Origin of the sequence: Pseudomonas sp. R3-57, assembly GCF_051132065.1 — a bacterium.
GTDB lineage: Bacteria > Pseudomonadota > Gammaproteobacteria > Pseudomonadales > Pseudomonadaceae > Aquipseudomonas.
On record NZ_CP071655.1, the window covers coordinates 5,173,870 to 5,185,417 of the forward strand.

At 59.1% G+C, this 11,548-nt stretch carries 9 protein-coding genes; 8 read left to right on the top strand and 1 reads right to left on the bottom strand.

Going from position 1 to position 11,548, the window contains the following annotated elements:
- Positions 1–170: 170 nt before the first annotated feature.
- From J3P93_RS23365 to J3P93_RS23400, 8 genes are all read left to right on the top strand, one after another.
- Complete coding sequence (locus J3P93_RS23365; RefSeq protein ID WP_434592383.1) at positions 171–1,796, top strand: ABC transporter substrate-binding protein; 1,626 nt, start codon at positions 171–173, stop codon at positions 1,794–1,796.
- A 300-nt stretch (positions 1,797–2,096) separates the two neighbouring features.
- The gene (locus tag J3P93_RS23370) at positions 2,097–3,695 is read left to right on the top strand and encodes an ABC transporter substrate-binding protein (RefSeq protein WP_434592386.1); all 1,599 of its coding nucleotides are present in this window, start codon (positions 2,097–2,099) and stop codon (positions 3,693–3,695) included.
- 176 nt (positions 3,696–3,871) lie between these two features.
- On the top strand, positions 3,872–5,287 hold the full coding sequence (locus tag J3P93_RS23375) for an OprD family porin (RefSeq protein WP_434592389.1): 1,416 nt from the start codon (positions 3,872–3,874) through the stop codon (positions 5,285–5,287).
- Between the two features lie 77 nt (positions 5,288–5,364).
- Positions 5,365–6,960, top strand: a complete 1,596-nt coding sequence (locus tag J3P93_RS23380; protein ID WP_434592392.1) for an ABC transporter substrate-binding protein — start codon at positions 5,365–5,367, stop codon at positions 6,958–6,960.
- 73 nt (positions 6,961–7,033) lie between these two features.
- A complete protein-coding gene (locus J3P93_RS23385; protein ID WP_016771720.1) occupies positions 7,034–8,044 on the top strand; it encodes an ABC transporter permease subunit in 1,011 nt (336 codons plus the stop codon).
- 11 nt (positions 8,045–8,055) lie between these two features.
- Positions 8,056–8,982: an ABC transporter permease subunit gene (locus tag J3P93_RS23390; protein WP_208938760.1), complete on the top strand. Its 927-nt coding sequence runs from the start codon at positions 8,056–8,058 to the stop codon at positions 8,980–8,982.
- Positions 8,983–8,992: 10 nt separating this feature from the next.
- Entirely contained in the window at positions 8,993–9,961 is a 969-nt protein-coding gene (locus tag J3P93_RS23395; protein ID WP_101158004.1) for an ABC transporter ATP-binding protein, read from the top strand.
- Positions 9,961–10,941 carry a peptide ABC transporter ATP-binding protein gene (locus J3P93_RS23400; RefSeq protein ID WP_434592397.1) on the top strand — a complete coding sequence of 327 codons (981 nt, stop codon included), beginning with the start codon at positions 9,961–9,963 and terminating at the stop codon, positions 10,939–10,941. The genes J3P93_RS23395 and J3P93_RS23400 overlap by 1 nt, the downstream gene beginning before the upstream one ends.
- A 217-nt stretch (positions 10,942–11,158) precedes the next feature.
- Here J3P93_RS23400 and J3P93_RS23405 read toward each other — a convergent pair whose 3' ends face one another.
- Positions 11,159–11,422: a hypothetical protein gene (locus tag J3P93_RS23405; RefSeq protein WP_434592400.1), complete on the bottom strand. Its 264-nt coding sequence runs from the start codon at positions 11,420–11,422 to the stop codon at positions 11,159–11,161.
- Positions 11,423–11,548: the final 126 nt, after the last annotated feature.

The window sequence follows — 11,548 nt, forward strand, 5'->3', positions numbered from 1 at the left end:
TGCGTCAGAAGTTATACGGATGCGACATTAAGGTACGTTCGTGCCACGCTTTGGCACCGCCGACCGCTCTGGATCTTGCATTGGGTATGGCCCCTGCATAAGTATCCGCAGGCACGACTCACGAGGTCGTACCTCACTACTAAAAAATGACAACAAATCATGAGGCCAACATGCTTAAACACGCGGTCATTCCGTTTTTAGTCGGCGCAGGCTTGTTAGCCTCCGCACCGTTCGCATCCGCTGCGACTAACCTGGTGTTCTGCTCCGAAGGCAGCCCGGCCGGTTTCGACCCAGGCCAATACACCACCGGAACCGACTTCGACGCCTCAGCCGAAACCATGTTCAACCGTCTGACCCAGTTCGAGCGCGGCGGCACCGCCGTGATTCCTGGGCTGGCGACCAAGTGGGACATTTCCGATGACGGCCTGACGTACACCTTCCATCTGCGCGAAGGCGTCAAGTTCCACACCACGCCGTACTTCAAGCCGACTCGTGAATTCAACGCCGACGACGTGCTGTTCACTTTCAACCGCATGATCAACAAGGACGACCCTTTCCGTAAGGCGTACCCGACCGAATTCCCGTACTTCACCGACATGGGGATGGACACCAACATCACCAAGATCGATAAAGTCGACGACCACACCGTCAAGTTCACGTTGAAAGAAGTCGATGCTGCGTTCATCCAGAACCTGGCGATGAGCTTCGCTTCCGTGCAGTCCGCCGAATACGCGGCCCAGCTGCTCAAGGATGGCAAAGCCGCCGACATCAACCAGAAGCCGATCGGCACTGGTCCGTTCGTATTCAAGAGCTACCAGAAAGATTCCAACATCCGTTACACCGGCAACAAGGATTACTGGAAGCCTGAAGACGTAAAGATCGACAACCTGATCTTCGCCATCACCACCGACCCGTCGGTGCGTATCCAGAAACTGAAAAAGAACGAGTGCCAGGTCACCCTGTTCCCGCGTCCGGCCGACCTCAAGGCGCTGAAAGAAGACAAAGCGCTGAAGATGCCGGATCAGGCCGGTTTCAACCTGGGCTACATCGCCTACAACGTGATGGACAAGGTCAAGGGCAGCAACGAAGCCAACCCGCTGGCTGACCTGCGCGTACGTCAGGCGCTGGACATGGCGGTGAACAAGCCGCAGATCATCGATTCGGTTTACCAGGGCGCGGGCCAGCTGGCCGTCAACGCCATGCCGCCGACCCAGTGGTCTTACGACACCACGATCAAAGATGCCAAGTACGACCCTGAGAAAGCCAAACAGCTGCTCAAGGAAGCCGGCGTCAAGGAAGGTACCGAAATCGTGCTGTGGGCGATGCCGGTACAGCGTCCATACAACCCGAACGCCAAGCTGATGGCCGAAATGCTCCAGTCCGACTGGGCCAAGATCGGCTTGAAAGTGAAGATCACCAGCTACGAATGGGGCGAGTACATCAAACGTTCCAAAGGTGGCGAGAACCAGGCCATGATCATTGGCTGGAGCGGTGACAATGGTGATCCGGACAACTGGCTGAACGTGCTGTTCGGCTGCGACTCGCTCAGCGGCAACAACTTCTCCAAGTGGTGCGACAAGAAGTTCGACGGTCTGGTGAAAGAAGCCAAACGCACGACCGATCAGGGCAAGCGCACCGAACTGTACAAACAGGCGCAACACGTCCTCAAAGATGCAGTCCCGATGACACCTATCGCTCACTCGACGGTGTACCAACCCATGCGCGCCAACGTGCAGGATTTCAAGATCAGCCCATTTGGCTTGAATTCTTTCTACGGCGTCAGCGTCAGCAAGTAAGGCATTGCAACGGCGGCGTTTCTGACGTCGCCGTTGCTTTTTCTACCGGGCAAACAGGAAAAGGCCTACACCCAAATCCGTAGTAGATGATTGCTTCGGTCTAGGCGCGTCGACTTTTCCTACGAGCATTAAGGCTTTTACGTATTTACTGCCAGAAGCACGGTGCCTACCGTCGCGTACTGACCAGTGTCTGCGTGGGCCACCGGTTTTGCCGTACGTATTGGATTGAGCTCAATGCGCCATGAACGTCCCGGAATCGGGGCCAAAGCGCATTGCACCATTAAAAAAAGAGGGAGCGTCATGCGCCATACCTTGAAGTTTTCCGCATTGCTGGGTGCCGGCCTGCTGGCCGCGTCGTCCGCCAGTTTCGCCGCACCAAAAAGCCTGGTGTTCTGCTCCGAAGGCAGCCCGGCGGGTTTCGATACTGCGCAATACACGACGGCCACCGATAACGACGCCGCCGAACCGCTGTATAACCGCCTGGTCGAGTTCGAAAAAGGCGCGACCAATGTCGTACCTGGCCTGGCAACCACGTGGGATATTTCCGAGGATGGTCTGAAATACACCTTTCACCTGCGTGAGGGTGTGAAATTTCATACGACTCCTTATTTCAAGCCAACCCGCGACTTCAACGCCGACGACGTGCTGTTCACGTTTAATCGCATGCTCGATGCGCAGCAGCCGTTCCGTAAGGCTTACCCGACCGAGTTCCCGTATTTCAACGGGATGAGCCTGAACAAGAACATCGCCAAGGTCGAAAAGACCGGGCCACTGACCGTGGAGTTCACGCTCAACAGCGTCGACGCCGCGTTCATCCAGAACATCGCCATGAGCTTCGCCTCGATTCTGTCCGCCGAATACGCCGACAAGCTGCTGGCCGAAGGCAAGCCGAGCGACATCAACCAGAAACCGATTGGCACCGGGCCGTTCGTGTTCAAGAGCTATCAGAAAGATTCGAACATCCGTTACACAGGCAATAAACAGTATTGGGACCCGAGCCGGGTCAAACTCGACAACCTGATCTTCGCGATCAACACCGACGCTTCGGTGCGGGTGCAGAAGCTCAAGGCCGGCGAATGCCAGATCACCCTGCATCCGCGTCCGGCCGATGTCGAAGCGCTGAAGGCCGACCCGAAACTGCAACTGATCTCCAAGCCCGGTTTCAACCTCGGCTACATCGCCTACAACGTCCGCCACAAGCCTTTCGACCAGCTCGAAGTGCGCCAGGCGCTGGACATGGCGGTGAATAAACAAGGGATTCTCAACGCTGTTTATCAAGGAGCCGGTCAACTGGCCGTCAACGCGATGCCACCGACCCAGTGGTCCTACGACGACACCGTCAAGGACGCGGCGTACAACCCGGAAAAAGCCAAGGAACTGCTCAAGGCTGCCGGCGTGAAAGAAGGCACCGAGATCACCCTGTGGGCAATGCCGGTGCAACGCCCGTACAACCCGAACGCGAAACTGATGGCCGAAATGCTCCAGGCCGACTGGGCCAAGATCGGTCTGAAAGTGAAGATCGTCAGCTATGAATGGGGCGAGTACATCAAGCGCACCAAGAATGGCGAACACGATGTCAGCCTGATCGGCTGGACCGGCGACAACGGGGACCCGGACAACTGGCTCGGCACCCTGTACAGCTGCGACGCGATTGGCGGCAACAACTACTCCATGTGGTGCGATCCGGCGTACGACAAGCTGATCAAGCAGGCCAAGGTCGTTACCGACCGCGAACAGCGCACCGTGCTTTATAAACAGGCCCAGCAATTGCTTAAACAGCAAGTGCCGATCACGCCAGTCGCCCACTCGACGGTTAACCAGCCGTTAAGCGCCAAGGTCGAAGGCTTCAAAGTGAGCCCGTTCGGTCGCAACGTATTTTCGGCCGTCAGTATCGATTAAACCCACCGATTAGCCGCAACGCTGAGGGGAGCCGTCTACTCCCCTCACGCAAGCGCTTTGCCGAAATTCGCCAATCCGGCCTTTTGCAAACGTTTGCGATGTTTGAACGAGTTCTAAACCAATAACCGGCATACCAAAAAAAGCCGGGATAAAAAGAAAGTAAAGGAGCTTCACCCATGAAACTGAGCAGCACCGCGATACTGGCCCTGGCCATCAGCAGCATTACCGCCACGACTTATGCGGAAACCCAAAGCCAGGCGTTCACGCCAGTGACCGTCAACGAAAAGAGCGCCCAGGCCGAAGCCACCGGTTTCCTCGAAGGGCAATCGATCAGCGGTTCGACCCGTAACTGGTACGCCAACGAACAACTCAAGCGCGGCGGCAAGTTCGCTTACCGCAAGAACGGTCAATCCAACGAAACCGACCGTCGCATCAACTGGGTGCAAGGCACGATCATCAAGTACAACTCGGGCTTCACCGAAGGTACTGTCGGTTTCAGCACCGAAGTGGCCGCATACAACGCCATCGCGCTGGAGCGTGACCGCGAAAACCTCGCTGCCAACAATGGTGGTGCACCGGGCACCCGTCCAGGCGCCGGCAACAACCGTACCCTGACCCGCGAAGGCGGCGACGCTGTCGGTCAGTGGAGCAAGCTGGGCCTGGCCAACGTCAAGGCACGCATCTCCAACACCACTCTGACCGCCGGCCGCATGAACTTCAGCAGCCCGCAGGTCGATGTGATCGGTAACCGTCCGCTGCCATCGAGCTTCGAAGGTATCGCGATCCACAGCGAAGAGCTGAACAACCTGGCGTTCGACGTCGCGACCTTCGACCGCGTTTCGCCACGTACCGAAGAAAGCCTGAGCAAATTCCGCTCCGAATACGGCGACATCAACGCCGAAGCCGACCACGTCAACACCGCCGGTATCTCGTACCAGCCGTTCGCCAGCCTGACCACCAGCCTGTGGGGTACCCAGGCCGAAGACCTGTGGAACCAGTACTACTTCGGCGCCACCCACGTATTGGGTGACAGCTCGATCCTCAGCCTGACCACCGGCCTGAACTACTACAAGACCGTCGACGAAGGCAAAAAGCTGCTGGGCGACATCGACAACGACACCTACTCGCTGTCGTTCGGCCTGACTCACCTGGCGCATACCCTGACCTTCTCGTATCAGGAAGTGAACGGTAACGAGTACTTCGACTACCTGCACGAAACCAACGGTATCTACCTGGCCAACTCCCTGCTCTCGGACTTCAACGGCCCGAACGAGAAATCCTTCCAGGTTTCCTACGGCATCAACATGGCCGAATACGGCGTACCGGGCCTGAAATTCAACATCTACCAGGCGCGCGGCTGGGGCATCGACGGCACTCACTACAAGGGTGGCGGCTATGACGGCGTGCAGGCGATGAACGGCGAGCACCACTATGAATACGGCGTCGGTGCAACCTACGCGGTACAGAGCGGCCCGCTTAAAGCTACGACCATTCGCGGCACTTACACCGCGCACCGCGCCAGCGAAAACCAGGCGGACGGCAGCATCAACGAGTTCCGTCTCGTGACCACGATTCCATTCAACATTCTGTAAAAACGCCAACCGACGGCTGACTCATGATGAGTCGGCCGTTCGGTTTTTTGTCTTCAACCGATTGCAGAGGGTTATCGATGAAAATGCTTCCCCTACGTGCGGCCATCGCGGCTGCGTTGCTGAGTGTCGCTGTTGGCGTCTCGGCCAAACCCTTGGTGGTCTGCACCGAAGCCAGCCCGGAAGGCTTCGATATGGTCCAGTACACGACTGCAGTCACGGCGGATGCTGTGGCCGAAACCATCTTCAACCGCTTGGCCGACTTCAAGCCCGGCACCACCGAAGTGATCCCGGCACTCGCCGAGTCCTGGGACATCAGCGAAGACGGCCTGACCTACACGTTTCATCTGCGCAAAGGCGTCAAGTTTCACACCACCGAATACTTCAAGCCGACTCGCGACATGAACGCCGACGACGTGGTCTGGAGCTTCCAGCGTCAGCTGGACCCGAATCACCCGTGGCACAAACTGTCGAGCGTGGGCTTCCCGTACTTTGAAAGCATGGGCTTCAAGGAACTGCTCAAAAGCGTCGAAAAAGTCGACGACAACACGGTCAAGTTCACCCTGACCCGCCGTGAGGCGCCGTTCCTGGCCGACATCGCCATGGCGTTCTCGTCGATCTACCCGGCCGAATACGCCGACCAGTTGCTCAAGGCGAACAAGACTGGTGATCTGAACAACAAGCCGGTCGGTACCGGCCCGTTCATCTTCCAGCGTTACGCCAAGGATGCGCAGGTGCGCTTCAAGGCCAACCCGGACTACTTCCGTGGCAAGCCACCGGCCGACGCGCTGATCCTGGCGATCGCTACCGACAACAACGTGCGTTTGCAGAAGCTCAAGGCCAACGAGTGCCAGATTGCCCTGTATCCGAAACCGGACGACATCCCGAGCATCAAGAAAGACAGCAACCTGAAAGTCGACGAGCTGGACGCGATGACCGTTTCGTACATCGCGATGAACACCCAGCACAAATACATGAGCGACGTGCGTGTGCGTAAAGCCATCGACATTGCTTTCGACAAGGAAGCCTATGTCAACGCGCTGTTCGGCAAAGGCAACGCGTCGGTTGCAGTCAACCCGTACCCGCCGACCTTGCTGGGTTATAACCACGACCTGAAAAATCCGCCACGCGACCTCGATGCAGCACGCAAGCTGCTCAAGGAAGCCGGGGTTCCGGAAGGCACCGTGTTCACCCTGTTCACCCGCAACGGTGGCGGCCCGACCAACCCCAACCCGATGCTTGGTGCGCAGATGATGCAGGCCGACCTTGCGAAAGTCGGGATCAAGATCGACATCCGCGTGATGGAATGGGGTGAAATGCTCAAGCGCGCCAAGGCTGGCGAGCACGACATGGTGTCGGCCGGATGGGCGGGCGACAACGGCGACCCGGATAACTTCCTGACGCCTATGCTCAGTTGCGAGGCGGCCAAGAACGGCGAAAACTACGCGCGCTGGTGCAACGAGAAATTCCAGGCGCTGCTGGATGAAGCACGGGCTAAAGTAGATCCGGCCGAACGCGCCGCGCTCTACGAACAGGCACAAGTGCTGTTTAATCAGGACCAGCCATGGATCAGCATGGCCCATACTCGGATGTTTACCGCAATGCGCAAAAATGTAGAGGGCTACCACATCAGCCCTCTCACAACCAATAACTTCGCCACCACCCAGGTGAAGTAGATAAGAAACGCCCGGTGTCCCTGACCTGAGGGACGCCGGACACGCCTAACCGGCTGATGAGGTACCACACAAGATGTTTAGTTTTATTGCCCGCCGACTGGGGTTGTTGATCCCCACGTTTTTCGGCATCACCTTGCTGACTTTCGCGTTGATTCGCATGATTCCGGGCGACCCCGTGGAAGTGATGATGGGCGAACGTCGGGTCGACCCCGAAATGCACGCTCAGGCAATGGAACGCCTAGGTCTGAACAAACCGCTGTACGCCCAATACCTGGACTACATCGGCAAACTGGCCCAAGGCGATCTCGGCGAATCACTGCGTACGCGTGAGAGCGTGTGGACCGAATTCACCTCCCTCTTCCCGGCGACGCTGGAACTGTCCATGGCCGCCCTGCTGTTCGCCGGCATCCTCGGGCTGCTGGCCGGGGTAATCGCGGCACTCAAGCGAGGATCGCTGTTCGATCACGGGGTGATGGGCATCTCCCTCGCGGGCTATTCGATGCCGATCTTCTGGTGGGGCCTGATCCTGATCATGTTCTTCTCGGTGAGCCTGGGCTGGACCCCGGTCTCCGGGCGCATCGACTTGCTGTATGACATCGAGCCGAAAACCGGCTTCATGCTGATCGACACGCTGCTGGCCGATGACGTCGGCGCGTTCTTCGATGCGCTGCATCACCTGATCCTGCCGGCCATCGTCCTCGGCACCATTCCGCTGGCGGTGATCGCGCGGATGACCCGTTCGTCGATGCTCGAAGTGCTGCGTGAAGACTATATCCGCACCGCCAAGGCCAAAGGCCTGTCGCCGTCGCGCGTGGTGTTTGTCCACGGTCTGCGTAACGCGCTGATTCCGGTACTGACCGTGGTCGGTCTGCAGGTCGGCACGCTGCTGGCCGGTGCGGTTCTGACCGAAACCATCTTTTCCTGGCCCGGCATCGGCAAATGGCTGATCGAAGCCATCGGCGCCCGGGACTATCCGGTGGTGCAAAACGGCATCCTGTTAATCGCCTGCCTGGTGATTCTGGTCAACTTCGTGGTGGACATCCTCTACGGCTTTGCCAACCCACGCATCCGTCATCAGCGCTGAGGTCAATACCCATGAGCACTCCAACATCCTCAGTAGCCACCGCCACGTCCGCCGTGGATCAAAGCCTGCTGTACCCGTCACCGTACAAAGAATTCTGGCAAGCCTTCGCAAAAAACAAAGGCGCGGTTGCCGGCCTGCTGTTCATGCTGCTGATCATTTTCTGCGCAATCTTCGCGCCGTGGGTTGCGCCGCATGACCCGAGCGAGCAATACCGTGACTTCCTGCTGACGCCGCCGGCGTGGCTTGAAGGCGGCCAGTTGCAGTTCCTGCTCGGCACCGATGAACTCGGTCGTGACCTGCTGTCGCGTCTGATCCAGGGCTCGCGCCTGTCGCTGCTGATCGGCTTGTCGTCGGTGGTGATGTCGCTGATTCCGGGGATCCTGCTCGGACTGTTCGCCGGTTTCTTCCCGAAGATGATCGGCCCGACCATCATGCGTCTGATGGACATCATGCTCGCCCTGCCGTCGCTGCTGCTGGCCGTGGCGATCGTCGCCATCCTCGGCCCTGGCCTGATCAACACCGTGATCGCGATTGCTGTGGTGTCGCTGCCTTCCTACGTGCGTCTGACCCGTGCCGCGGTGATGGGCGAACTGAACCGCGACTACGTCACCGCCGCGCGTCTGGCCGGTGCCGGTCTGCCGCGTCTGATGTTCATCACCGTGCTGCCCAACTGCATGGCGCCGCTGATCGTGCAGGCGACCCTGAGCTTCTCGTCGGCGATCCTCGATGCCGCCGCACTGGGCTTCCTCGGCCTCGGCGTACAACCGCCAACCCCTGAGTGGGGCACCATGCTGGCCTCGGCCCGCGACTACATCGAACGCGCCTGGTGGGTAGTCAGCTTGCCTGGTTTGACCATTTTGCTCAGCGTGCTGGCAATCAACTTGATGGGCGACGGTCTGCGCGATGCGCTGGACCCGAAACTCAAGAACGCCGCCTGAGGAGATTCCCATGTCACTGCTAGAAATCAAGAATCTCAACGTCCGCTTCGGCGACAAGAACGCTACTCCGGTGGTCGACGGCCTCGACCTGAAAGTCGACAAAGGCGAAGTGCTGGCCATCGTGGGCGAGTCGGGTTCGGGTAAATCCGTGACCATGATGGCGCTGATGGGCCTGATCGAGCATCCCGGCATCGTCACCGCCGATTCGCTCAGCTTCGACGGCAAGGACATGCTCAAGCTGAGCAACCGTCAGCGTCGGCAGATCGTCGGCAAAGACCTGTCGATGGTTTTCCAGGACCCGATGACCGCGCTGAACCCGAGCTACACCGTCGGTTTCCAGATCGAAGAAGTGCTGCGCCTGCACCTGAAAATGTCCGGCAAGCAAGCGCGCAAGCGTGCCATCGAACTGCTGGAGAAAGTTGAAATCCCGGGCGCCGCCAGCCGTATGGACGCCTACCCGCATCAACTGTCCGGTGGCATGAGCCAGCGCGTCGCGATCGCCATGGCGATTGCCGGCGAGCCGAAACTGCTGATCGCCGACGAACCGACCACCGCGCTCGACGTGACGATTCAGGCGCAGATCATGGATCTGCTGCTGGCATTGCAGAAAGAACAGAACATGGGCCTGGTGCTGATCACTCACGACCTCGCCGTCGTGGCGGAAACCGCTCAGCGCGTCTGCGTGATGTATGCCGGCCAGGCCGTGGAAGTCGGCCAGGTGCCGCAACTGTTCGACATCCCGGCGCACCCATACAGCGAAGCCCTGCTCAAGGCGATTCCCGAGCACAGCCTCGGCGCCTCACGCCTGTCGACGTTGCCGGGCATCGTCCCGGGTCGTTACGACCGTCCGCAAGGTTGCCTGCTGTCGCCGCGCTGCCCGTACGTGCAGGACAACTGCCGCGCCCAGCGTCCCGGCCTTGACCCGAAAAGCCACAGCCTCGCCCGCTGCTTCTACCCGCTGAACCAGGAGGTGGCGTAATGGCCGTCGTACTTACCGCCCGCGACCTGACCCGTCACTACGAAGTCTCCCGTGGCTTGTTCAAGGGCCATGCAACCGTGCGCGCACTCAACGGCGTGTCGTTCGAACTGGAAGCCGGCAAGACCCTCGCCGTGGTGGGCGAATCAGGCTGCGGCAAATCCACCCTCGCCCGCGCGCTGACGCTGATTGAGGAGCCATCGTCCGGCTCGCTGAAAATCGCCGGCCATGAAGTGGCCGGTGCCGACAAGGCGCAACGCAAGCAACTGCGCAAAGACGTGCAGATGGTCTTTCAAAGCCCGTACGCGTCGCTGAACCCACGGCAGAAAGTCGGTGACCAGCTCGGCGAACCGCTGCTGATCAACACCAACCTCTCCGCCGCCGAGCGTCGCGAGAAAGTCCAGGCGATGATGAAGCAGGTCGGCTTGCGTCCCGAGCACTACCAGCGCTATCCGCACATGTTCTCCGGCGGTCAGCGCCAGCGTATTGCCCTGGCCCGGGCGATGATGCTGCAACCGAAAGTGCTGGTAGCCGATGAACCGACCTCGGCGCTGGATGTGTCGATTCAGGCTCAGGTGTTGAACCTGTTCATGGACCTGCAGCAGGAGTTCAACACCGCGTACGTGTTCATCTCGCACAACCTCGCGGTAGTGCAGCACGTGGCCGATGACGTGATGGTGATGTACCTCGGGCGCCCGGTGGAACTGGGCCCGAAAAACGACATCTACGAACGCCCGCTGCACCCTTACACCCAGGCGCTGCTGTCGGCGACCCCGACCATTCACCCGGACCCGAACAAGCCGAAAATCAAGATCGTCGGCGAACTGCCCAACCCTCTGAACCCGCCTTCAGGCTGCGCTTTCCACAAGCGCTGCCCGTATGCGACCGAGCGTTGCAGCACCGAAGAGCCGTTGTTGCGTGAACTGGATAACCGGCAGGTGGCTTGCCACTACGCCGAGCAATTCCTCGACGGCGCGGCGTAAGCAGCTCCGCAGGCCACCACAAAACCCCATGTGGAAGCGAGCCTGCTCGCGAAAGCGGTTCATCAGTCACCGATAATGTTGACTGAAATGACGCCTTCGCGAGCAGGCTCGCTCCCACAGGGGATTTGTATCGATTCAGGAATTCATGTGTTAACAAACCCCTTCCACCCCGATTGCGCATCTGTCGAGGCCGAAGGGGTTTTCTTTTGCCTGCAATCTACGTCTGGCTATCGCCCTCATCATCCGGGTCATCGCTGTCCGGATCATCGGTGGTCGAGTCGTCATCATCGGCGCTGCCGCCCTGATTCATATCCCCCGGCTCCGACTCAGACTTGGCAATCATCAGCCCGCTGTGCCCGACCTGCCCATTGAAGGCCTGGGAATCGTGATCCTCACACTCAGCCCAGGCCGTTGCGGTGCCGAGGGACAGCATCACCATCACTTTCAACAACATCAAAACCCGTAGCAATCTGCTTTTCATGGCCGACTCCATCCTGTTGCGCTAAGACATGCTTGCCGGACTGGCTCCGAATGAAATCTAGTTGCGAACAGTCCGACTCACCACTTAGGACGCGACGGCATGGGCAGAAATGCCCTTGATAGACAG